The following is a 21676-nucleotide window of genomic DNA, read 5'->3' on the forward strand; positions in this document are numbered from 1 at the left end:
CTGTTTATAATGAGTCCGGGAGGTATATATGGGGCAAGTCGGCTTCGTCGTATAACGTAACGCTATGGTATCGTAGTACTGGTATCAGTTAGTGGTTGGCTGTCTACTTAGCCTGCCCATGACTCTCGCATTAAATTGGACTTGGAAAGAAACTACTGCAAGTTATCAAACGGCCGTGTCAGCTAATTGTTGGCTCCTTGAAGCCCAGCTAAACAAGCTCGATGCCATTTGATAAAATTATGGCAGCTTGTCGTCTATGAATGCGCTAATAACAACCCTCACTTCCAGGCGCAGATCGAGAAGACCCAAATACATCAGTCGATGCAGGACGACCTATGCCAAGAATACCGTTGCTGATCATCGCCTTGTTTTTCTTGTCGGGTGGCATCGCCCATTTTGTCTTAACAGATTTCTTTGTAATGGCGATGCCCGATTATCTGGGCTATCACAAAGAGCTGGTGCTTATCAGCGGTGTTTTTGAACTGCTCGGCGCCATTGGAATCCTGGTTTCCAAAACGCGGTTTCTGGCGGGGTGTGGCTTGATTGCCTTAATTATTGCTGTTTACCCCGCCAACATAAATATGGCGTTACATCCTGAGCAATATCCGAATATACCTGCGCTGCTGTTATATATCCGTTTACCTCTGCAGTTTTTATTTATCTGGTTTGTTTGGTGGACTATCACCCCTGAAAAGCGGCAGGTTGGATACTGGCTATAAGGTTGAATACTGTGCCTTGAGCGGCATAATCAACAATTTAGGCTAAAGAAGATACGATGGAAAAAGTGCTGGTGAGCGCCTGCCTGTTGGGTAGAAAAGTCCGCTATGACGGTCACGCTGTGTCTGTTTCTGAAAGCATACTTGATCAGTGGCGGGCTGAAGGTCGCGTTATTTCGGTGTGCCCCGAGGTTGATGCGGGCATGAGCATTCCCAGGGCGCCGGCAGAAATATTCGCAGGGGATGGTTATGGGGTGTGGGCAGAAGCGGCGGCGGTGGTTGAAGCATCCGGTAGTGATGTGACGGATTATTTTAAAAAAGGCGCCCAGCTGGCCTTGGCGCTATGCCAAAAACATAATATTCGTGTCGCGGTATTAACCGAAAACAGCCCCTCCTGCGGAAGCTCAGCGATATACGATGGCAGCTTTACTGGTCGTAAAATAGCCGGGGCGGGCGTGACGGCAGCGCTCTTGAGAGACAACGGTATTGAAGTGTTTAGCCAATACACGATTGAAAGCGCTAATAACGTATTACACAGCAAGAACCGCTAAAAACAGGATCAATGCCATCGTTAAGAAGCGATGGTGTTGTCATTGTCATTGATAGCGCAGCTGTACCTACAAATACTCCAACACATCAAAGTGATCACACCCAGGCAGCTCAACCAGCTCTGCCTGAACGTTGGCTGCGCGTAGCAGCGCTATAAAATTGTGCCCCTGCTGGTGAAACGCGGGCGGATCATTTTCAGCAATCACTATCTGGCTGGGCGGCAGCTTGGCCAACTCGCCAAATTGCGGGCTTAGTGCTTGTGCCTGCGTTTGGGTTAAACCCAAGGGTTCATTAACGTAGGTGTCGACCAGTGGCGTAAGGTCATAAACGCCGCTAACCAGCACCAGCTTATCAATAGGCACTTTGCCGCTAACAGCTACCCAGTAAGCCAACTGGGCGCCTGCGCTATGGCCACCGAGTGTGATGGACCAGGTTCCACCGTTGTCTTCAAGCGCATGATACGCCGCTTCAAGGCCCTGAACACACTGAGCGATCATGGTATCGATCGTGGTGGTGGGGGCTAAGCCATAGCCAATGGAGGCAAAAGCCATGCCCCGTTCCAGATAGTGTTCGGCCAGAAAATCAGTCGCGGTGTGATCAAGCTCCTGCCAATAGCCGCCGTGAATGAAGACCATCAACGGGCAGGGGCCTTCCCCAGGTGGAATAAACAGGTGCAGACACGCCGCCGGATCATCACCATAGCTCAACGCCATCGGCTGATGGCGGGCTCTTAACGCGTGTCCGGCAGCTGCCTGGCGCGTGAGAGTGGCTTCAAAATCCGTCGCGAAATGACTCGGCGAGTAGGCGAGATCCAGCGTTAGTTCTGTCATCAGCTCTGTCATCAGGTGACGGCGCCACGAACATGAAACTGCGGGTCCTGATATTCGCCGCTTTCGACAACCTCGCGGAAGTGCTGCGCGGCCTGCCAGACATCCTCGTAGCTTAAATACAGCGGGGTGAAGCCGAAGCGCATCAAGCCGGGTTCGCGGTAGTCGCCAATGACGCCACGGGCGATCAGCGCCTGCACAATGGCGTAGCCGTTTTCACCGTCGATCAACGATACCTGGCTGCCACGTTGGCTGGCTGTGGGGGTAATATCTTCGATGCCACGCGCTGCAAAGATATCTTCCAGGCACTCACGGAACAGATTACTCAGGGCGAGGCTTTTATCACGTAGGGCCTGCATATCAACCTCGGCCCACATGCTAAGCGAGGCTTCAAGGGCTGAGTAGATAAGGGCCGAGTGGGTGCCGGTACGAAAGCGAGAGATGTCATTGGCAGGGGTGTAATCGGCCTGAAAAGCGAAAGGCGAGGTATGCCCATGCCAGCCCGAAAGTGGCTGCCAGGTGCTGTCCAGATGATCGCGATGCACGTAAAGAAATGCCGGCGCGCCAGGGCCACCGTTCAAGTACTTATAGGTGCAGCCGACCGCGTAGCGTGCGCCCGCACCGTTAAGGTCGATAGGCAGGGCGCCGGCCGAGTGAGCTAAGTCCCAGATGATCTCGGCGCCATGCTCGTGTACCAGCTGAGTGGTTGCGGCCATATCCCGCAGCTGGCCGGTGCGGTAGTTGACTTGGCTAAGTACCACAACAGCCACGCCATCCAGATGTTCTGCCAGGTTGCCGCCTTCGGGCAAGAAGCGGTGTTCATTGCCACTGACCCGGCAATAGCCCTGGGCAATATAAGCATCAGTGGGGAAGTTGCCGCCTTCGCTGAGTACGATACGCCGTTCATCCTGGCGCTTGTCCAAAATATACCCCAACAACTTGAAGATATTGAGCGTGATATTGTCCGTCACCACCACTTCACCATCCTGGGCACCGATAACCGGGGCCAGAAGGTTGCCCAGACGTTCGGGGGCATCGAACCAGCCCTGGTTCCAGCCTTTGATCAGTTGGGCACGCCACTGGTCCAGCGTGTCATCTACCGCTCTTTTGGCGGCTACCGGCTGAGCACCCAGCGAGTTGCCATCCAGGTAGAGCACGCCCTCGGGCAGGGCAAAGCGGCGTTTGAAATCCGCCAGGGGGTCTTGGCGATCCATTTCACGAACGTTATCCAGGCTCACGCGCATCTTGGTACTCCAGCAAAACGAAAATCGTTACTCATGAAAAAGGGGAAGCGTCATTAGGCATGTGCCCTTAAACCGACGTTCTTACACTCCAGAGTTCGGGGAAGAACTGAAGGTCCAGCGCCTTGACCAGATAATTCACGCCAGACGATCCACCGGTGCCGCGTCGGTAGCCAATAATACGTTCTACCGTTTTCATGTGACTGAACCGCCAGCGCTGGAAGTTGAATTCGACATCCACAAGCTTTTCGGCAAGCTCGTACAAATCCCAGTGCTTTTCACTATTGCGGTAGATCTCCATCCAGGCTGCTTCTACTTCGCTACTCGGCGAGTAGGGGATGCTCCAGTCCCGTTCGATTTTGTCAGCGGGAATGGCAAAACCACGCCGACCAAGCAATTGAAGCACAACATCGTAAATACTGGGTGAGTTAAGCGCTTCGGTCAGTTTTTGATAGTGTCGCGGCTTGGCGCGATGTGCTTCGATCAGCTTGGCGTTCTTGTTGCCCAGCAGAAACTCAATCTCGCGATACTGATAGGACTGAAAGCCTGAACTCTGCCCCAGGCTATCCCGGAAGCTGGCGTAATCGGCCGGGGTCATGGTGACCAGTACTTCCCAGGCTTTGATTAGCTGTTCCTGAATTCGGGATACGCGGCTTAGCATCTTAAAGGCCGGGCTGAGGTTGTCGGCGGCGATATGCTGGGCCGCCGCGTGGGCTTCATGCAGGCAGAGTTTGATCCAGAGCTCCGATACCTGGTGGATGACGATGAAGAGTAATTCATCGTGCTGATCAGACGCCGGGTTCTGGCAAGCCAACAACGGCTCAAGGTCCAGGTACTGGCCGTAGCTGATGTCCTGGTCCCAGTGGATGGCTTCGTTATCGACGCTGTTCTTAGGTGTTGTCATTGTTGATCACGCCTTTTGAGTAGTAAGTGTATGCGCCTGGGCTTCGCCTAGATCCCAGAATACGCCAGCGGCCATTTTTAATCCCTGCTCGACCACGTTTTCAAGCAGGTGCTCGTCGGGCGCGTGCTGATTGCATGAGGGGTAGGAGTGGGGCAGCCATACCGTGGGCAGGTTCAGCGCATCAGAAAAACAGTGGTTGGGAATAGTGCCGCCCAGGTTGGGCAGAATGTGTGCAGGCTGACCCAGGCTTTTCTGCGCGGATTCCGCCACGAAACCGACCCAGGGGTGGCTGGGATCAAGCCGGGTGGCAGCGTAGCCGCCCAGCATCTCAAGCGTGAGATCGGCAAAGCCGTGGGCATCCAGGTGCGCGCGCAGGTTCTCTTCCAATGCCTGCCATGCGGTGCCCTTCACGAATCGCAGCTGCAAGACTGCTTCGGCGTTGGCGGGAATCGCGCCTACCGGCTTGTCCGTTCGGCCTGCGCTCATGCCCAGGATTTCCAGAGTGTTGGTGCCATACAGGCGTTCGCCGTTGGTCAGACCCTTTTCGCCCCAATTTTTGTTAATGGCAGGATCAGTGCTGTCACCGCCTACCGGCAGCTCACGAATCAGCTGGGCGAGTTCTTCGGTAATGGCGGGCGCTTTGAGAAAATCGACCTGAATTCTGCCCTCGTTTGATAACAGTGTGGCGATGGCGTTACACAGCACCACGGCCGGGTTGGTGATCACTCCGCCCCAGTTGCCGGAGTGGCGACCGCCGTTGCCGGTATTTAACCCAAGCTTGAACTGCACCACACCGCGGGAGCCCAAAAACAGCGTGGGCATATCGGCACGGATGCGCGGGCCGTCGGAGGCCAGAAACAGATCCGCCGCAAGGGCTTCTTGATAGGCAAGGCAGGTCTCTTCAAGCCCGGGCGAGCCGATTTCTTCGCTCATCTCGAACAGGATCTTGACGTTGTAGCCAAGCTTGCCATCGCGCGCCTTGATGACCGCTTCAAGCGCTGCGAGGTTAACGCTGTGCTGGCCCTTGTTGTCCGCTGTGCCGCGGCCGTAAACGCGGCCATCAATAAAGGTCAGCGCCCAAGGGTCAATGCCCTCGGCCCAGGTTGCTTCCTGGCCATCGGTGACATCGCCATGACCATAGAGCAGCAGCGTCGAGTAGGCTGGGTCTTCGATGCGCTGGCCTATCAGCAGCGGCGGGCGGCCGGGCTGAGGGTTATCGATGATGTCACAGGCAAACCCCAGCTTGCTTAAAAGCGGCACCATTTCCTGGGTCAGGTAATCGTGCAGCGTGGCTTGACGGGCGGGGTCCTGGCTTACCGTTTTCATGGCTACCCGGCGCGCCAATGTGTTGTAAAAGGTGCCATCGGTCAGTGTGTCAGTGGCCAGTTTTAAGGCGCGTTCGCGTCCTGAAAGTGATTTATCCATTAACTGCCCTTGTCGTTGTCATTGCAGAAAAGCGGTGCGGGAAAATCTCTCACCCAGAGACTAAATCTTGCCGCGCTTTGCTACCATCATTAATATCTCAAATAGTCTTTCTAATTATTGGAAGCCATGTTCACGTTCAACCTGCGCTAATGCCTGCCGGTTGAGCCTGTCATTGATAAGCCATGAGGCAATATGCAGGAACTCAACTTGCGCTATTTTCATAGCGTCGCTAAAACCGGCTCGCTTTCTGCTGCCGCGGAAGAGCTGCACGTTGCCGTCTCGGCGGTGAGCCGCCAGATCACTAATCTTGAGCAGCGCCTGGACCTTAAACTGTTCGATCGCCAGCCCCGGGGTATGCAGCTGACCGAAGCGGGCAGGCTGCTGCAAGCCTATGCGCTGCGTAACCAGCTGGAGGTGGAAAGCGTCATCACCCAGATGCAGGATGTCACTACACGCCAGCAGCGTAAAATCAGCGTTGCCTGCCCCGATGGCATGGCTTGGCACTTTCTACCCAGCGTCATCTCAGGGTTTATCAGCCACTATCCCGATACCCGATTTGATCTACAGGTGGTTGATTCAGTACGCGCTTCAGAGCTTGTAAAAGAAGGAGCGGCGGATATCGCCCTGACGTTCAGCCTCTCGCCGGATATCGGCATCCAGGTGGTTTCCAGCCATAGCGCAGCGATTGGCGCGCTGATGTCACAACATCATCCGCTGGCTGATAGGGAGGCCCTTTACGTGGAAGATCTAAGCCACTATCCGCTGACCATGTCGCTGAACGGCTCGACCATGCGCTATCTATTCGATGTGGCATGCAGCCTGTCGGGCATCAAGGTCCACCCCAGCTTCTCCTGCGATTCACTGGGCGCCACTTACACCATGGTATGCGAGCATCCGAACATGATTGGCCTGTGTAGTGCCGTCGCGGTCAGTGGCAAAACGCACAGTGAAGGCCTGGTGTTGAAACCGCTTCAGGAACCGCAGCTATCGTTAAGAAGCCTTCAGGTACAAGTGATGGCAGAGCGCCATATGCCTGAGCATATCGACGCTTTTTTAACCTTTCTGGAAGCGCGGCTGAAGGCGGCCTGTGTGTAGTGGCGTGCCGCCTTCGCCGTCTGAGTTACCAGTGGCTCTTTAGAAAGGGCCGTAATTGATGCCCACGGCCACCGCCACGAACACGCCACCGGTCACGATCCAGATCGCGACCAGGGGCAGGGCAAACTTGAACCATTCGACGTAAGAGATACGCGCGATGGCAAGGCAGGCCATCAGCGTGCCGGAAAGCGGGGTGATGATATTGGTGACCGCATCACCTAGTTTGAAGGTGATGAAGGTGGCCTGGCGGGTAACTTCCAGCATATCGCCAATCGGCACCATGATCGGCATGACGATCGCCGCCTGGCCGGTGCCGGAAGTGATCAGCCCGTTGAAGACCAGATTGAACACGTAAAGAAGCTCCATCGCGACGATCTTGCCGTGGCCATCCAGCGAGGTAGCCACGCTGTGCACCAGGGTGTCGATAAGCTGAGCCTGTTTCAGCAGCACGATGACTGCCGCCGCCACGCCGACTACCAGCGCACCGTACATCACTTCACCCGCGCCATTCATCAGGCGTTTGATAAAGGCGTTGGGTGAAATTCGCCCGATGAACGCTGTGACGATACCCAGCATGATGAAGGTGGCGGAAAGCTGAGGAATGCCCCAGTCCCGATTGAAGGCGCCGAACAGGAAGAAGCCGATGGCCAGGGGGAACAGTGCCAGCACAAGCTTATGGGTAAGGGTAAAGGTGGGGTAGGCATCCGGTTGGCTATCGTGGCCCGCGCTTTCGAATGCCTCGGCACCCATCACGCTTAAGCTTGGATCTTGCTTGATACGCTTGGCGTAGCGGCAGATGTAAGCGGCGGTAATGGCCAGGAAGACCACAAAGATCGCTCCGCGGTACATGAAGCCTGAAAATAGCGGAAGCTCGGCAATGGTCTGGCCGGTGACGGTCACGGTGGGGTCGAACACGCCGGCGCCAAAACCGGCGTAGGAGCCCAGAAAGATGATCGCGACCCCAACGATAGGATCAAGCTTCATCGAGCGGGCCAGAATCAGACCGATAGGAATAAACGCGATTGCCAGGTTGGCCCCTACGCCCACCGAGGCAAGCGTTGCAAAGGTGGCGCAGTAGACGAAGATAAGCAGGTTCTGCCGACCTTGCGCCAAATTGAGCAAACGGTAGATCCCCGCGCTGATCGCCCCGGTAGACTCGATGACTTTCAGCACGCCACCCACGATCAGGATAAGAAAGACCAGCGTGGACGCCGCCACCAGTCCGTTATGGATGGCGGTGAACAGATCCATGACGTTTAGCGGCGCAGCCTCGATGTAGCGAAAACTGTCGGTGGCCACCTGGGTCAGGCCGTTGGCGGTACTGCGCTCATAGGTGCCAGCAGGAATGATATAGGAGGCCAGCAAGACCAGGATCATGAAGCCGAACAAGATGATAAACACATCCGGCATGGGCAGCTTTTTCTTGACTCGCGTAGCGCCTGCCTCGCCTGGGGTGATCTTTGAGGACATGAGGATCTCCACTTTCAGAGGATTGTCATTTTAATGGTTACGGCTTGCGTAGAGAGGCGTACTCAGGGCGCGTCTTGGCCTGTCATAGTGCCAGATCTTGCGTCGTTAACATGTGTCGTTGCTATGCTCGTTAACGGCTTTGCCATTGTATGGTTGTTTGAAAATCAAGCTACCAAGGAAGCCACAAGCGGACAATTGTAAATAAAACAAATGCGCTTTCTATTTTCGGCAAGGGAGGGCGCTGGGAGACAACATGATAAGAGTCGCTTCAATAAGAAGGATGGCTATGAACGATGCAATAAAGCCGTTCATAGCCAGTTCATGGCCAGTTTATAGTGCCTGCATGGTCGCGTGAAAAAACAGTCTGTGTTCGTCATCAACTAGACGGGGTAAGGAGCTGCCAGGTCTACGGGTTCAATACAGCCGCGCAAGCCTGTGGAACGGTACGTCCTGGGCTCGGATACACCTCAGGACGTGGTGTTGGCGGAAATACATGGCAACCTTCGCCTGCTGGTGGTTCCGGCTGATCAACACACTCGGTGGCACCCGGTGGGCAGCGCAGTCGAACATGCAGGTGTTCATCATGCGAGTGCCAGGGGCGGATCCGACGCAACCACGAGCGGTCGTCCCATTCTCGCTCACACAGGTCGTGCTTGACCGCTCCATCCACGAAGATGCGCGCTACCCGCGGATCCTCCGCAGCAAGTCGAATCAGCGTGGCGTGATTGTCACCCCAACGCTCGTCAAGCTGATTGGTGGCAGGGTCGACTAAAATCGGCTGTTCGAGCCTTTCGCGCTCGCTGCGTTCCAACGGTGGCAGGTCGAGCCGGAACCAGATATCCACGTCTAGCCCACTCTGATGGCTCACATGCCCATACGGCACTGGGCCACCACGTGGCTGAGACATGTCACCCACCAACATAGGGCCGAAGCCAGCTGCACTGACACGCTCTCCGAGCACCTGGATATAATTGATCAGATCCGGATGCCCGTAGTGGCGATTGAGGTCCAGATCCACCGCCTGGTAACCTTCCCCCTCAAGGGGAAGCTGCTCAGCCCCGACTATACAGCCGCCGCCATGATGACCCATGATGCGCGGTTCGCCGGGCAAAGGCTCGGCGATATCCGCCCAATCATCCGCCGCGATGGCGCTGATACTCCAAAAGCCACAGGCGGCGGCAAGGGCAGATAGCCTTGCTTTCATGCTTGACCTGCGTCGTAGAGAGCGAAAATAAAGCATAGCTAAAGCATCCTTGTCATTGATGTGTTCTCAATCAGCGTTGTTGGCGAGCAAGCCACTCAAGCCCTGGGCGGTAAAGCATTTCATGCTCGCCATCAAAGAGCACAAGCTCGGCAGGGCCCGACTGCAGATAGAGCAGTACTGCTGCATCGGCATCATCGAAACCCTTGAAATCGCGCTCGCCATGAGTTGAACGCTCGGCCAGTTCCTCAGGCACTTCGCGGTTCTCTTCAAGCTGATCGATGTGATCCTGCGAGATCCGGTCCTCTTCGGAGGCCAGGTCGTTAAAGGCGTGCAATGCCTGTTCAGGCGGCACGGTATTATCATTTATACCGTGAGCCAGGAGCACTCGAACCTCTCCCGCCACATCAGGAAGGTGGGCACTGACACTGCGCTGGATACATTCTTTCCTGGCTTCGCTACCTTCAGTAGGCTCTCCTCCGCAAGCACTGGCTATCTCCTCGGCGTACTCCTCGCCGCGTTCGGCATTCCATTGATACCAGGTCACCAGGTCATAGACAGGCACCCATGCAGCCACACCTGCAAATACCTCCGGGTGACGACTGGCAAAATGCAGCGCATTCATGGCGCCGCCAGAGTAGCCGAGTAGATAGATCCTCGACTCGTCGATGTTGGCATTGTCACGCGCATACTCAAGCGCATCTTGCATATCAGATATAACCAGATCGGAAGCCGTCGACTCGGGGCGTCCATCATTCTCGCCACGGAAGTCTGGGTGTATGAAGACCCAATCATTGGCTACGGCGAACTCACCTAACGGAATATCGATGTTCTGCAGGTAATGGGTGCTCCAGCTGTGCAGCACTATCAATAGAGGCTTCTCTTCGTCAGAGTCGGAGTCATAGTAGAGAGCCGGCTGACTGGCTTCATCAGCTGAAGACGTGATCTCGATATCTTGAATGTCGGGAATATATTCCTGCCAAACGGCCAGATCGGCATCCCTGGAAGTGCCAGGGAAGTCGCTGACCAGAAGATGCTCGCTTGGATGTTCGAGCGTCACCTCAATAGGGTCTTCAGCTCCCGCCAGGCTTCCCGGCTCTGGCTGTTCCTGAGCGGCAACAGAGTAAGACGTGCCCATCATCGTTATGCCAAGCGTCAATGCCAGCGGCGCTTGGCAGCGATGGCGCCTGGGCAAATGGCCAGTGAATGCCAATGGGTAACAAGGTGAAATGGTTGTGTTTATCTCCATGACGACATCTCCTTGATAGGTCTTTATTCTCTTCTCCCGTCGCCCTTGATATTCATGACACTGGGATCACGGCGTTTTGTTGTTTGGAAAACACGTATTCAGTGCTTTGCTAACAAGGTAGTCGAAAGCGTAGGGGTTGGCCTGCCTGAAGACCGTTCCAAGTACCATCTCAAATGCCATCTCAAGGACCAACGCAGTGTTTGCATGCCCATGAGATGTCTATGAGATGCCCATGAATGCGTTAGTCATGACTCTGCTACTATATTGAATATTCAATTCATTCGTTTGGAGCCACTGATGAGCGACTGGAAACTGGCCGACTTCTCCGTCAACGTCTTGAGTCATGGTGGTTTTGTAGAGGGCAGGTACATAAATGAAGATAAGCAAGCGAACCTTTCGGTGTCATTTGAAACCCCTCGCGACCTTGAGGATATTACCGTTGCAGAACTGGTGCGGCGTTTAGATGAGGCGCGCGAAAACGCCCTTGCAGAAAACTAATTTGCACCAATTTTGAATCCAGCATAACCGTGTGTAAGCTACTTTCGTATAGGCCTGGTCTTGCCAGTTCGCTAGGTCACATCGACTTAATACTTTGATCGCTCTACGATCATTTTTACCACAAGCGCTTAATGATTCAGGAGGGATATGCCCCCTTCATTACTTTTATTCCTGGCCGACACGATATTAGTCGTTCATGTGCTGTTCGTTGTCTTTGTCGTCTTCGGGTTGCTGGCTATTTATGCGGGCTATTTTTTAAGGTGGCAGTGGGTGCGCAACAAAACGTTTCGTATCTTACATTTGTCCGCGATCGGGTATGTGGTGATGCAGTCCTGGTTGGGCGTCGTTTGCCCACTCACCACGTGGGAAATGGCCTTGAGAGCAGAGGCTGGTACAGCAACCTATGCTGGCTCTTTCATTCAGCACTGGTTGCAGCACCTGCTTTACTACACCGCTCCAGAGTGGGTATTCGTTGTAGTATATACGCTGTTCGGCAGCCTGGTAGCTGCCAGCTGGTTGGTTGTGCGGCCCAACCGACGCGTTCGCTGACACGCCTTCGGATGCTTATTTTGGCTTGGCTTTATTTCTGCTAACTCAACTTCCCCTGACTTTTTATTCTCGCTGTCGTTAACCACTTTTTGTTTGAACCGCCCTAACAGTTTGAAATCAATCTGGCGAAGATCAATAGGTACGTTAAGCTGAAAACAATGGTTTAACGCTCAGCTGAAAAGGGGCCTGGGATGGCTAAAAAACCTCAAGGTAGCAGCAGTACGTCTTCTGGCGAACGCGGGGCAAATGCTTCGATTTCGTGTGGCACTGAAAAACTCTTGTTGGCAGCATTGGAGCGCGGAAGTTGCTGTCTTGAAACCGGGCGCTTTCTGATCAGTTATCGTGAAGGACGAGTGGAAGAGGGGATCAAGTCGCTCAAGGCTCAAAACTTTCGGGTGGCCGACGCGCGTGACTTTGCTGACCAAGCCGTCAGTTTGGAAGAAGCTGGTGATGCGGAGGCGATGGTGTTTCCGGAGCTTGGAGTTGCGCTGGTTGGCGGTGATGCCTTACAGCTGCATGGGATGAGTATTAAAGACCCTATCTCGGCGGATAGCCCCATAGAAATTATTGAGCCCGAGTATTTTGCCTTCTCGGAAAATTCAGAGTACCTACGCGGTTTTTTGCGCGCCGCAAGTACGATTGCTCGTGATCTTGGCGCTGATTTTGACCTGGATGAAACCAAAGACAAGCTTGAGCCTGGCGAGCTTGAGGCGACATGGGGGGTGATTCAATGCAACGTTTTACAGAGCCGATGGAGTGGGGCTGGCATTAAAGTGGCTGTGCTGGATACCGGCATGGATCTTGGCCATCCTGACTTTGTGGGCAGAGAGTTTATTACCCGCTCATTCGCCGGTGAGCCGGTTCAGGATATCAATGGTCATGGTACGCACTGTATCGGCACGGCCTGTGGTCCCAAAATGCCTCTTGAAAGCGCGCCGCGCTACGGTATCGCATTCGATTCGCAGGTACTCGTTGGCAAGGTGCTCACCAACTCGGGTAGCAGTACAGGGGCGGGGGTGCTTGCCGGCATGAATTGGGCCATCGCCAATCGCTGCGAAGTCATCTCGATGTCGCTGGGTAGCCAAAGCCCCGTGCAAGCCGCCTACACCCACGCTGGTGCGGCGGCACTGCGTAAAGACTGCCTGATTATTGCCGCTGCAGGAAACTCCTCTACCCACACCGGAGCGCCTGCCAACTCACCTACTATCATGTCGGTTGCATCGATCGACGCTAACTTGAAGCCCTCAAGCTTTTCTAACGCAGGCAAAATCGAAATTGCCGCGCCTGGGGGCGATATTTTTTCATCCTGGCCCCGGCCGGTACATCATAAAACGATTAGCGGAACCAGCATGGCGACGCCCCACGTTGCAGGCTGCGCCGCACTCTGGGCAGAGTCCGATGCCTCGCTGCGGGGTATGAAGCTCTGGCAGCGGTTACTGGATTCTGCAAAGCCCTTACCGTCCTCCGATTCCCGCGTCGGGGCCGGGTTGGTACAAGCACCCTAAATGAGGATGATCAATGCCGACGATAGCGCTTTGGATAATTACTATTTCTGAAGATCAATCGATCAATGAAATAGCCTCGCGCCTTAGCGATGAAGGGCTCACCATTAGAGATGTGCTTGAGGAGATTGGGTGCATTACCGGGTCGGCAGATGATGTTACTGCTGAGCGGCTTAAAAAGGTCAAAGGGGTGGTGGATATCGCTCCGGATATGCAACTCGATATAGGCCCACCCGGTGCTGATAGAACCTGGTAATTGCTCAATGCTTATCTTGAAAGAAGCCGTGAAAGAAGCTCAGGTGCGTCGCATTGAAAGGCCATACCTATAATCGGCTGTTTCGTTTTCATTGGAGAAGTGTCATGGCAACGCCAGCAAAGAATACGGTTTGTCTTTGGTACGATGGTGGCGCAGAAGACGCCGCGCGCTTTTATGCAGATACCTTTCCTGATTCGTTCGTCAGTGCTGTTCACCGCGCACCGGGAGACTTTCCATCCGGTAAGCAAGGGGATGTGTTAACCGTCGAGTTTACCGTGCTGAGCATTCCATGCCTTGGGCTTAACGGTGGGCCTGAATTTACCCATAGCGAGGCGTTTTCTTTTCAGGTCTCAACCAGTGATCAAGATGAAACGGATCGCTATTGGAACGCGATAGTGGGAAATGGCGGGCAGGAAAGCGCGTGCGGCTGGTGTAAAGACAAATGGGGATTGTCCTGGCAAATAACGCCTGCCGCGCTGATTAACGCGATTACCGACCCGGACCCCGCCGCTGCAAAGCGCGCGTTTGAAGCGATGATGAAAATGCGGAAAATCGATATTGCCACCATCGAAGCGGCACTTCACGGTTGAAGTAGATCGTCGATATATTCGCAACAAGCTACCCAATAACAATGCGTTGAGTACAGGGTCAAAACAATGGAGTTAGTTCGCACGATCGTTATTTCTGAATTTTCTGATTTTAATGACCTGAGTGAATTTATCATTGTTATCATTAGGTTGTTGATGGCTGCTTTACTCGGTGGCCTGTTAGGACTTGAGCGTGAGCAGAGTGGTAAATCGGCTGGAATACGTACCCATATGCTTGTGTGCATGGGGGCGGCGGTGTTTGTATTAATTCCGCAGCAAGCAGGCATTTCTGATGCGGACATGAGCCGGGTCATTCAAGGGGTTGTTAGCGGAATTGGCTTTCTATGTGCGGGCAGTATTATCACCCGGAAGAACGACCTGTTTGCGACTGGGCTTACCACCGCGGCTGGCATCTGGTTTACGGCGGCAATAGGAGTCGCCGTTGGCTTCGGGCGTGAGCAAACGGCAGTTTTGTGTACATTGCTGGCTTGGGTAGTGCTTTACGTAGTGCCTTTCTTTTCGCGCTCAATAACCCATAAAAAGCATATACGCCCTAAACCGGGCGGAAATGGTTCTGATATTGAACGAGATTAAGTGGCCACCAAGTAGATAAGTAATATTCATAAGCATTATGACCAGCCATTATTCTTAATCCCGCCACTATTAATTATTGGGCATCCTGAGGCTTACCATAAAGCTGAATTAGCAGTAGGCTTTTATTTCTAAATACAGGATAATTAATAATCATTGTTATTAAGGATCCTGACATGCCTGCTACTAAGACATTAATTTTAACTGCTGCTGGCGTTGTAGTACTCGGGGCAGGAGGATATCTAGGCGCCCAGGCGGTAGTGGGTAATGAGGTCGAGAAAGCGCTCACCAAAACCTTTGCGCAGCTGGATGATTCCGTTTCCTGGTACGCAAGCGATGTAACGATCGATAAATCGTTGTTCAAGACAACGGCGACGGCAACGATCGGTATGGAAGGTATTGAAAACGCCAACGCCCAAGTAATTCTGATGGTGGATCACGGCATTATCAATAGCCCGATTACCGGCACGATTCACCCCAATGAGCAGTTTCTACGCGGAGATATCGACGTTGATCTGGTCGCTACTCGCAGCTCCGTCACGGGACAGCTGACGGCTGGTTCGTTAAGCGGTGTTGAGCTCGATGGTACTCTGCACGACTTGGTAGTGGATCTTGACCTTGAAGGTGAAGAGGTTTGGAAGGTAAACGGTCAGGCGCGTGAGATTGTCGTCAATAACGAGAATGACTCATTTCGGATTGTTTCGCCGCGCTTTGAAAACAACTCCCAGGAAGCGTCTAGTCTGATACATCAACGCCTGGAAATACCCAAAATTGAGTTTTTGGCGCAGGGCATCAATGTTTATATGGATGGCGTTGAGCTAGAAGCCGAGTCTGAATCCGTGGGTGATAGCCAGATCGTCAATTCAGGCGGCCGTTTCAAGGTGGCCGATATTGGCGCCGACGGCACCTCAATGGGTAGCCTGTCACTTGATATGGATGCCAAGAGCTGGGATATGCAAGCATTTCAAGCACTTCAGGAAGCCTATGCACCGCTGCAAGCCATGCGTACAGAGTATGAAGAGACCGGCGTACGCGGCGATGAGCAGGAAGAGCGTGAACTGCTGATCCAGTCTATCGAAAGTGGCTATGATGTACTGATTGCGAGCCCCTCAATCGCGTTCCAGCCGCTGGAAGCACACGTTACGCTGCCTATGCTGGGTATCGATTTTAATCCCCGCATTACGGCGGATATCCGCTTTGATGGTGAAGAACTTTCCAAGGAGGCGCTGTACAGCGCTTTATGGGATAACCGTTTGCCGTTACCCGATCAGCTTCAGGCATCGCAAGATAGGATGAGCACACTGGAGGCACAAGAGTACCTTCAAAATCGCTTGAGCCTGGACATCAGCATAACCACGCCACCTCAGATGGTTCTTTCACTCATTCCCATGCCTTATGCCCTGTTAATCGATCCGGACTTCGAAGAGCAGACGCTGATCTGGCAAGACGGTACCCTGACTGTTAATGGTGAAGAGGTAATGTAAACAAGACTCGAATCATAAGCACTACGCCATATGGAGTGGCGTAGTGCTAATTTGATGACGCTGAAGCGCGGGTAAACAAGTCACACCAAGTAACCAGGAACGAGCCAATATATTCTATTTAAAGGACTAAATATGCGTGTCATTGCCATCGTAAAGTATCTTACGCTTATTGTGGGTCTGGGACTTCTCATTGCCGCTTTCTATCTTTATCAAAGTTCAAGCAGTTTTCTTGATGGGGCCGTCACTACTGAAGGTACGGTAATTGAGCTTGTAAGATCCCGCTCAGAAGACTCGATTACTTACCGACCCGTTGTTCAATTTACGTCCCAGAATAATTCAACCATAGAGTTTCTATCAACGACGGGGAGTAACCCGCCCAGCTATTCGCCAGGCCAGCGCGTTGAGGTTATGTACGACCCGAGTAACCCAGTCGATGCCAAGCTTAAAAGCTTTTTTTCGTTATGGGGGGCGCCGCTTATCGTAGGCGGATTGGGAGCCTTATTTTTCCTAACGGGTATCGCCGGCTTTTTTGTACCCGGATTGCATACGCGTAGTTATAAAGCATTGAAGGATAACGGGCTGCGTATCGATACCCAATATCAGGGCGTTGAGCGTAATTCGGTACTTTCGGTCAATGGAAAACATCCTTATCAGGTGATAACGCAGTGGTTGAATCCCTCTACCATGCAAGTACATGTGTTTAAAAGCCAGAACATCTGGTTTGATCCCTCGCCTTATATCAATACGGATACGATTGCTGTCTTTATTGAGCAGAATGATCCCCAGAAATATCACATGGATATAGAGTTTTTACCTAAACTTGCCAAGTAAAGCCGTCAGGCCGTGATACGTTATCGTTTCTTTTTTTATTAACCACAGGAAGGCTCAATTATGGTTTTAACTATCATTATCGTGGCGATAATAGCGGTGATCGCGTTCTACCTTATCGGTGTGTACAACCGACTTGTCTCACTACGAAACCGTTTTCAAAACGCCTTTGCTCAAATTGAAGTGCAGCTAAAGCGCCGTCACGACTTGATACCTAACCTGGTCGAAACCGCTAAAGGGTATCTCAGCCACGAACGCGAAACGTTGCAGTCGGTCATTGAGGCGCGCAATTCAGCGGCGGCGGGGCTCAAAGCGGCGGCTGCCAACCCAGGGAGCGCCAAAGCGATGGCCGAACTGGGCGGGGCAGAAGGTGCGCTAAGCCAGGCGATGGGCCGGCTTAATGTGGTGATGGAAGCTTATCCAGATCTCAAGGCATCTGAAAACATGCAGCAGCTTTCAGAAGAGCTTACCAGCACCGAAAACAAAGTAGCTTTTGCCCGTCAGGCGTTCAATGACTCTGTCATGCAATACAACACCTACCGCCAAAGCTTTCCCCCGGTGGCCGTGGCTGGCCTGTTGGGGCATGGCGAGGACGCTTCCTTCCTGGAATTCGAGGACAGCGCCCAGATTCAGTCAGCGCCTAAGATTTCATTTTGAGGTCTGCGTGAACCTACAGGGATAGATGTGCATGGATTTCTTTACGGCTCAGGATCATGCTCGGCGTAAAACCGGGCAGCTGGTTGTTTTATTGATAGCGGCGGTAATGACGTTGATAGCGGTTACCACCGTAGTGATCGCAATCGTCGTTCATTTCATGCGAGATGACAGGGGTAGCGTGACCGCGGATAACCTGTTGGCCGCGCTATCCCCAGAACTGGTAGCCGTGGTTGCGCTTGGCGTGGTGGCGTTAGTAGGTCTCGGCGGGCTTTTCAAGCGCTCTCAGCTGCGTCGCGGCGGCGGTAAAGTGGTGGCCGAGGCGCTGGGCGGACGAGAAATCAACCCCGGTACCGAAAACGCTAACGAGCGCCGTATTCTCAACGTGGTGGAAGAGATGGCAATTGCCTCGGGCATGCCGGTGCCACCGGTTTACCTGCTTCAGGAAGCCGGAATCAACGCCTTCGCCGCGGGATATGATACCAGCGATGCCGTGATCGGGATCACTCAGGGGGCGATCAATCACCTTAGCCGTGAGGAGCTACAAGGCGTGGTTGCCCATGAATTCAGCCACATCCTGCATGGCGATATGCGTTTGAATATGCGTTTGATCAGCGTACTTCACGGTGTGCTTCTGATCGGCCTGTTAGGCTATATCCTGCTGCGCAGTACGACGTCGCGTGGGCGATCCGTTCGGCGCAACAATTCAAATGGCAAAGGTGCTGTCGTCGTACTTGCCCTTGGCGTTGCCCTGGCCGTCATCGGCTATGCGGGCACGTTTTTTGGCAACTGGATCAAGGCAGCAGTTAGTCGCCAGCGAGAGTACCTGGCCGATGCCTCTGCCGTTCAATACACGCGTAACCCCAACGGCATCGGCCAAGCGTTAATCAAGATAGGCTCCCATACACAGGGGGCCAGAATCGAGGCCTCCCAAGCGAGCGAATATAGCCACCTATTTTTTGGCCAGGGCATGAAGCTTGGTTTCACTCGTTTATTGGCAACCCATCCGCCCATAGGCAAACGCATCACACGCGTGATGCCAGGCTGGAACGGCGAGTTTAACGCATCGTTCAGTGCGCCTGCTGTTAGCGATGTGGCAAATGCTGGCGATAAGTCAGCGGTTGGTTTTGCAGACATTCCCTCCGTTCACTCCAGCGCAGCAACCATGACCGGTGCCTCGGCCCAGGCCGCAATTGCTTCCATGGGCCAGCCCGGCCCGCGCCATTTAGCTAATGCAAAAGCTACCCTTGATGCGCTACCGGCGCGGATCAGGCGGGCGACTCAGGATCCTTACGCAGTGCGCGCATTAATGTACGCGCTGTTGCTGAGCCAGGATATTGAGGTGCGTAAGCAGCAGTTGGCATCACTTCAGCAGGTAGCCTTACCCGATGTGTATCGTGAAGTCATGAGTCATGCGGGTGAGGTATTAATGCTTAGAGACCCGCTTCGCCTGCCGCTCATGGAATTGGCGTTGCCTGCATTAAAAAATCTATCGGTGGATCAGGCCACGCATTTTCGCCAATGTATGGTAGGGCTGATCAATGCGGATAGTCAGGTTAGCCTGTTTGAATGGACCCTGTATCACTGGCTGGTTCATCATTTGGGCCTAGGCAAGAAAGATAGTGGTGCTGCTGTTCGTAAGCTGAGCGATCTACAGCCAGAGTGCCAGCTGCTGCTCAACGTGCTGGCCAGAGCAGGGCAGAGTGATCCTGACAAGGTAAACGCCGCGCTGGATGCCGCTGAAAAAGAGCTGCCGTTTGCTTTAAGCGCAAAAAGCGAGGTCCCGGATATCAAGTCGCTGGGTCCCGCGGTAAGTCGCTTGCGCCGCTTACGGCCTCAGCAAAAGCCTGCTGTTCTGCAGGCCATGGCGCGCTGTATCGAGCATAGCGAGCAAATAAAACCCGCAGAGGCCGAGCTGTTTCGCGTCATCGCCGATATGCTGGAATGCCCCATGCCGCCGCTATTGATTGAAGAGTGATTAACGAAGTATTGCTCTGTTCTTTTTTCAAAGTGTGAAAAGGTATATCTAAGCAATACCTTAAGGATTAGTGAAGGTGCGGATATCCATAAATTATGGTTTTCGCACCTCCTTACGCGGCTTTTAAGGTAAGCGTGCCATTACGCTGGTTCTTGCATAGAAGCGGATTTCAGCGCTAGCTGCAGTTTATCAACGAGCCGTTCGACATTGCGCCGCGCCTCCACAATCGATTTAGCCAATACCTCTCCACCTTCTTCCTGTCCTTCGATAGCGATGGCGTGAATACGGGTAATACCGACAAACTCCAGTGCTAGGGCAAGGCTTGGTTCCAAATAGTTCATATGCGCCATCTCTTCACCTGGCGCCATATTAATGCCGCCTCTGGCTGTGAGTATGACCGCATGCCTTTCTCGATCAGTAAGCTTGGGAGTGTAACGCTCGTGTGGGTTGGTCTTATCAACACCGACTGTTCGCTCGGCCCTAACAATTTGGTCGACCCATGCCTTGAGTGCGGCAGGCATGCTGAAATTGTATAACGGCGTGCCGATCACCAGAATATCCGCGGCAATCAGCTCATCGACTAGCTGGTCACTTTCTGCCAGCGTCTCCTTCATCCAGGGCTCGCGCTGTTCTTCGGACGTGAAAGCCGACGCGATCCAGTCGTGGCTGACAAAAGAAGGCGGATGTTGGCCTATATCTCGATAGGTGAATGTGTCGTGTGGGCGGCTTAATTGCCACTGGCTAGTAAAGTGTTGGGAAAGTTGACGGCTGTGAGAGCCATGATGATCCGTTCCCGCAATACCGGGGCGGGCGCTGGCGTCGATATGTAGAATATGCGGCATGGGTAGCCTCCTTTTGAGCTGAACTCATCTATGCTTAACAACGGCTTCAGCATAAGACGACGTTTGTAGCGCAACAAACGATCATTTCTAGCGGATATAGATGAGTACAGTTCATTCATGAGCACTCGAAGATTACCTTCGCTTTCGGCACTTCGCGCTTTTGAAGCGGCTGCTCGCCATGAAAGTGCCAAGCAGGCGGCGCTGGAACTTTCAGTTACCGCCACCGCCATTAGCCATCAGGTTCGTGGGCTTGAAGAGGCGTTGGGTATTGCGCTGTTTGTACGCAGACCCAGGCAGCTTGAATTGACGCCGCAAGGCCGAGAGTTACAACAGGTACTTGAATCCTCCTTCGACAATATCAGTAATACCATTGAACGCCTGAGTGCCATGCCTGAGCGGCGGGGCATTACACTTACGACCACGCCGGTGATGGCAGTACGCTGGCTGCTGCCCTGGGTTTGTATACTGCGCGAATCCCATCCAGACATTGATCTGCGTATTCATGCCTCTCACGATCCCGTTGCGCTCGATGGGATAACCGCCGACCTTGCCATTCGCCATGGCGAGGGACGCTGGCCGGGATTGGTTGCCGAGAAGCTGTTTGATACCACCTTGATTCCGGTTTGCAGCCCACAGCTTGCTCAGCAGGCGGGCAAGGATGCATCAAAATACCCGCTGATCCACTTTCGGCCACAGGGCGTATTTATATCGCCTACGGATTGGCCGGGTTACCAGAAGATCGCCCAGATTCCTGGCTTGGATGTCGGCGCAGGGCTTGCGTTCTCTGATGAAAGCCACGCCATTGCAGCGGCAGTAGGTGGTCAAGGTGTGATGCTGATGAGCCGTCAGCTTATCGAAGATGAGTTGGCCGACGGGCGCTTGGTACAACCTTTTGGCCCCGAGCTTGAAGACCGCGCCTTCTTTTTGGTTTATCCGGAAAGCCGCCGCAACGATCCGACGATGCTGGCACTTCGCGACTGGGTGATGGCAGTGCCTGGGAGGCTATCGACGGCGAACTGATAATCCTTGATTTATACCGTTATCTTTTTCGGGTTTTCAATAGACACGCACTGTGCTGGTTTATAGCTCGCAAGACGGGGGGTAGCGAGGGTCAAAAAGTGTGGCGGAAGAGCGTGGGAGTCGAACCCACCAAAGACTGCTGGCAGCCTCTGCCAGATTTGAAGTCTGGCCGCCCCACCGGGGGTCGATCCTCTTCCTTGAGCGTATACC

22 protein-coding genes and 1 tRNA gene are annotated in these 21676 nt (G+C 53.6%); 14 read left to right on the forward strand and 9 right to left on the reverse strand.

Translation table 11 applies throughout. The features are described 5' to 3' along the window. Positions 1-335 precede the first annotated feature (335 nt). The gene (locus D467_RS18960; protein WP_040459979.1) at positions 336-719 is read left to right on the forward strand and encodes a DoxX family protein; all 384 of its coding nucleotides are present in this window, start codon (positions 336-338) and stop codon (positions 717-719) included. Between the two features lie 56 nt (positions 720-775). Then, entirely contained in the window at positions 776-1267 is a 492-nt protein-coding gene (locus tag D467_RS0102400) for a 2-thiouracil desulfurase family protein (RefSeq protein ID WP_018915912.1), read from the forward strand. Positions 1268-1333: 66 nt separating this feature from the next. Here the strand turns inward: D467_RS0102400 and D467_RS0102405 are convergent, their stop codons facing one another. The 4 genes from D467_RS0102405 to D467_RS0102420 form a co-directional block, all read right to left on the reverse strand. Further along, complete coding sequence (locus tag D467_RS0102405; RefSeq protein ID WP_040460050.1) at positions 1334-2095, reverse strand: alpha/beta hydrolase; 762 nt, start codon at positions 2093-2095, stop codon at positions 1334-1336. Positions 2096-2106: 11 nt separating this feature from the next. Next, positions 2107-3336 (reverse strand): kynureninase, encoded by a 1230-nt coding sequence (kynU, locus tag D467_RS0102410; RefSeq protein ID WP_018915914.1) that lies wholly within the window; start codon positions 3334-3336, stop codon positions 2107-2109. Positions 3337-3403: 67 nt separating this feature from the next. Further along, positions 3404-4237: a tryptophan 2,3-dioxygenase gene (gene kynA / locus D467_RS0102415; protein ID WP_018915915.1), complete on the reverse strand. Its 834-nt coding sequence runs from the start codon at positions 4235-4237 to the stop codon at positions 3404-3406. Between the two features lie 6 nt (positions 4238-4243). Next, positions 4244-5662 carry a M20 family metallopeptidase gene (locus D467_RS0102420; RefSeq protein ID WP_018915916.1) on the reverse strand — a complete coding sequence of 473 codons (1419 nt, stop codon included), beginning with the start codon at positions 5660-5662 and terminating at the stop codon, positions 4244-4246. Positions 5663-5854: 192 nt separating this feature from the next. Here D467_RS0102420 and D467_RS0102425 point away from each other — a divergent pair, with 192 nt between their 5' ends. Beyond that, entirely contained in the window at positions 5855-6757 is a 903-nt protein-coding gene (locus D467_RS0102425; RefSeq protein WP_018915917.1) for a LysR family transcriptional regulator, read from the forward strand. Between the two features lie 39 nt (positions 6758-6796). On the opposite strand, the gene D467_RS0102430 is transcribed toward D467_RS0102425, so the two are convergent. The 3 genes from D467_RS0102430 to D467_RS0102440 all read right to left on the reverse strand — a co-directional run bounded on the left by D467_RS0102430 (position 6797) and on the right by D467_RS0102440 (position 10677). Next, positions 6797-8227 carry a YfcC family protein gene (locus D467_RS0102430; protein WP_018915918.1) on the reverse strand — a complete coding sequence of 477 codons (1431 nt, stop codon included), beginning with the start codon at positions 8225-8227 and terminating at the stop codon, positions 6797-6799. A gap of 406 nt (positions 8228-8633) precedes the next feature. Next, the gene (gene mepA / locus D467_RS0102435) at positions 8634-9431 is read right to left on the reverse strand and encodes a penicillin-insensitive murein endopeptidase (protein ID WP_026285576.1); all 798 of its coding nucleotides are present in this window, start codon (positions 9429-9431) and stop codon (positions 8634-8636) included. Positions 9432-9501: 70 nt separating this feature from the next. Further along, complete coding sequence (locus D467_RS0102440; protein WP_018915920.1) at positions 9502-10677, reverse strand: alpha/beta hydrolase family protein; 1176 nt, start codon at positions 10675-10677, stop codon at positions 9502-9504. A 297-nt stretch (positions 10678-10974) separates the two neighbouring features. Between D467_RS0102440 and D467_RS0102445 the strand changes: the two genes are divergently transcribed. From D467_RS0102445 to D467_RS0102495, 10 genes are all read left to right on the forward strand, one after another. Beyond that, positions 10975-11175: a hypothetical protein gene (locus D467_RS0102445; protein ID WP_018915921.1), complete on the forward strand. Its 201-nt coding sequence runs from the start codon at positions 10975-10977 to the stop codon at positions 11173-11175. 147 nt (positions 11176-11322) lie between these two features. After that, a complete protein-coding gene (locus D467_RS0102450) occupies positions 11323-11724 on the forward strand; it encodes a DUF2784 domain-containing protein (RefSeq protein ID WP_018915922.1) in 402 nt (133 codons plus the stop codon). A 191-nt stretch (positions 11725-11915) separates the two neighbouring features. Then, positions 11916-13229, forward strand: a complete 1314-nt coding sequence (locus D467_RS0102455) for a S8 family serine peptidase (protein ID WP_018915923.1) — start codon at positions 11916-11918, stop codon at positions 13227-13229. Between the two features lie 13 nt (positions 13230-13242). Beyond that, positions 13243-13482, forward strand: a complete 240-nt coding sequence (locus tag D467_RS0102460) for a hypothetical protein (RefSeq protein ID WP_018915924.1) — start codon at positions 13243-13245, stop codon at positions 13480-13482. Positions 13483-13586: 104 nt separating this feature from the next. Beyond that, positions 13587-14072 (forward strand): VOC family protein, encoded by a 486-nt coding sequence (locus D467_RS0102465; protein ID WP_018915925.1) that lies wholly within the window; start codon positions 13587-13589, stop codon positions 14070-14072. Between the two features lie 66 nt (positions 14073-14138). Beyond that, positions 14139-14663, forward strand: a complete 525-nt coding sequence (locus D467_RS18965; RefSeq protein ID WP_018915926.1) for an MgtC/SapB family protein — start codon at positions 14139-14141, stop codon at positions 14661-14663. Positions 14664-14836: 173 nt separating this feature from the next. Then, positions 14837-16144: a DUF945 family protein gene (locus D467_RS0102480; protein WP_018915927.1), complete on the forward strand. Its 1308-nt coding sequence runs from the start codon at positions 14837-14839 to the stop codon at positions 16142-16144. A gap of 132 nt (positions 16145-16276) precedes the next feature. After that, positions 16277-16975, forward strand: a complete 699-nt coding sequence (locus D467_RS0102485) for a DUF3592 domain-containing protein (RefSeq protein WP_018915928.1) — start codon at positions 16277-16279, stop codon at positions 16973-16975. A 60-nt stretch (positions 16976-17035) separates the two neighbouring features. Next, a complete protein-coding gene (locus D467_RS0102490; protein WP_018915929.1) occupies positions 17036-17629 on the forward strand; it encodes a LemA family protein in 594 nt (197 codons plus the stop codon). Between the two features lie 31 nt (positions 17630-17660). Then, a complete protein-coding gene (locus D467_RS0102495) occupies positions 17661-19604 on the forward strand; it encodes a M48 family metallopeptidase (protein WP_018915930.1) in 1944 nt (647 codons plus the stop codon). Positions 19605-19744: 140 nt separating this feature from the next. Here the strand turns inward: D467_RS0102495 and D467_RS0102500 are convergent, their stop codons facing one another. Further along, the gene (locus tag D467_RS0102500; RefSeq protein ID WP_018915931.1) at positions 19745-20446 is read right to left on the reverse strand and encodes an FMN-dependent NADH-azoreductase; all 702 of its coding nucleotides are present in this window, start codon (positions 20444-20446) and stop codon (positions 19745-19747) included. A 117-nt stretch (positions 20447-20563) separates the two neighbouring features. Between D467_RS0102500 and D467_RS0102505 the strand changes: the two genes are divergently transcribed. Beyond that, complete coding sequence (locus tag D467_RS0102505; protein WP_018915932.1) at positions 20564-21466, forward strand: LysR substrate-binding domain-containing protein; 903 nt, start codon at positions 20564-20566, stop codon at positions 21464-21466. A gap of 101 nt (positions 21467-21567) precedes the next feature. Here D467_RS0102505 and D467_RS0102510 read toward each other — a convergent pair. Next, positions 21568-21663, reverse strand: a tRNA-Sec gene (locus D467_RS0102510). Positions 21664-21676 lie beyond the last annotated feature (13 nt).

The organism is Vreelandella zhanjiangensis DSM 21076 (assembly GCF_000377665.1).
Classification (GTDB): Bacteria; Pseudomonadota; Gammaproteobacteria; order Pseudomonadales; family Halomonadaceae; genus Vreelandella; species Vreelandella zhanjiangensis.

Bases quoted from the DNA above. Each gene is read 5' to 3' on its own strand.
- D467_RS18960 (WP_040459979.1), top strand. From the start codon at position 336: ATGCCAAGAATACCGTTGCTGATCATCGCCTTGTTTTTCTTGTCGGGT.
- D467_RS0102400 (WP_018915912.1), top strand. From the start codon at position 776: ATGGAAAAAGTGCTGGTGAGCGCCTGCCTGTTGGGTAGAAAAGTCCGC.
- D467_RS0102405 (WP_040460050.1), bottom strand. From the start codon at position 2,095: ATGACAGAACTAACGCTGGATCTCGCCTACTCGCCGAGTCATTTCGCG.
- kynU (WP_018915914.1), bottom strand. From the start codon at position 3,336: ATGCGCGTGAGCCTGGATAACGTTCGTGAAATGGATCGCCAAGACCCC.
- kynA (WP_018915915.1), bottom strand. From the start codon at position 4,237: ATGACAACACCTAAGAACAGCGTCGATAACGAAGCCATCCACTGGGAC.
- D467_RS0102420 (WP_018915916.1), bottom strand. From the start codon at position 5,662: ATGGATAAATCACTTTCAGGACGCGAACGCGCCTTAAAACTGGCCACT.
- D467_RS0102425 (WP_018915917.1), top strand. From the start codon at position 5,855: ATGCAGGAACTCAACTTGCGCTATTTTCATAGCGTCGCTAAAACCGGC.
- D467_RS0102430 (WP_018915918.1), bottom strand. From the start codon at position 8,227: ATGTCCTCAAAGATCACCCCAGGCGAGGCAGGCGCTACGCGAGTCAAG.
- mepA (WP_026285576.1), bottom strand. From the start codon at position 9,431: ATGAAAGCAAGGCTATCTGCCCTTGCCGCCGCCTGTGGCTTTTGGAGT.
- D467_RS0102440 (WP_018915920.1), bottom strand. From the start codon at position 10,677: ATGGAGATAAACACAACCATTTCACCTTGTTACCCATTGGCATTCACT.
- D467_RS0102445 (WP_018915921.1), top strand. From the start codon at position 10,975: ATGAGCGACTGGAAACTGGCCGACTTCTCCGTCAACGTCTTGAGTCAT.
- D467_RS0102450 (WP_018915922.1), top strand. From the start codon at position 11,323: ATGCCCCCTTCATTACTTTTATTCCTGGCCGACACGATATTAGTCGTT.
- D467_RS0102455 (WP_018915923.1), top strand. From the start codon at position 11,916: ATGGCTAAAAAACCTCAAGGTAGCAGCAGTACGTCTTCTGGCGAACGC.
- D467_RS0102460 (WP_018915924.1), top strand. From the start codon at position 13,243: ATGCCGACGATAGCGCTTTGGATAATTACTATTTCTGAAGATCAATCG.
- D467_RS0102465 (WP_018915925.1), top strand. From the start codon at position 13,587: ATGGCAACGCCAGCAAAGAATACGGTTTGTCTTTGGTACGATGGTGGC.
- D467_RS18965 (WP_018915926.1), top strand. From the start codon at position 14,139: ATGGAGTTAGTTCGCACGATCGTTATTTCTGAATTTTCTGATTTTAAT.
- D467_RS0102480 (WP_018915927.1), top strand. From the start codon at position 14,837: ATGCCTGCTACTAAGACATTAATTTTAACTGCTGCTGGCGTTGTAGTA.
- D467_RS0102485 (WP_018915928.1), top strand. From the start codon at position 16,277: ATGCGTGTCATTGCCATCGTAAAGTATCTTACGCTTATTGTGGGTCTG.
- D467_RS0102490 (WP_018915929.1), top strand. From the start codon at position 17,036: ATGGTTTTAACTATCATTATCGTGGCGATAATAGCGGTGATCGCGTTC.
- D467_RS0102495 (WP_018915930.1), top strand. From the start codon at position 17,661: ATGGATTTCTTTACGGCTCAGGATCATGCTCGGCGTAAAACCGGGCAG.
- D467_RS0102500 (WP_018915931.1), bottom strand. From the start codon at position 20,446: ATGCCGCATATTCTACATATCGACGCCAGCGCCCGCCCCGGTATTGCG.
- D467_RS0102505 (WP_018915932.1), top strand. From the start codon at position 20,564: ATGAGCACTCGAAGATTACCTTCGCTTTCGGCACTTCGCGCTTTTGAA.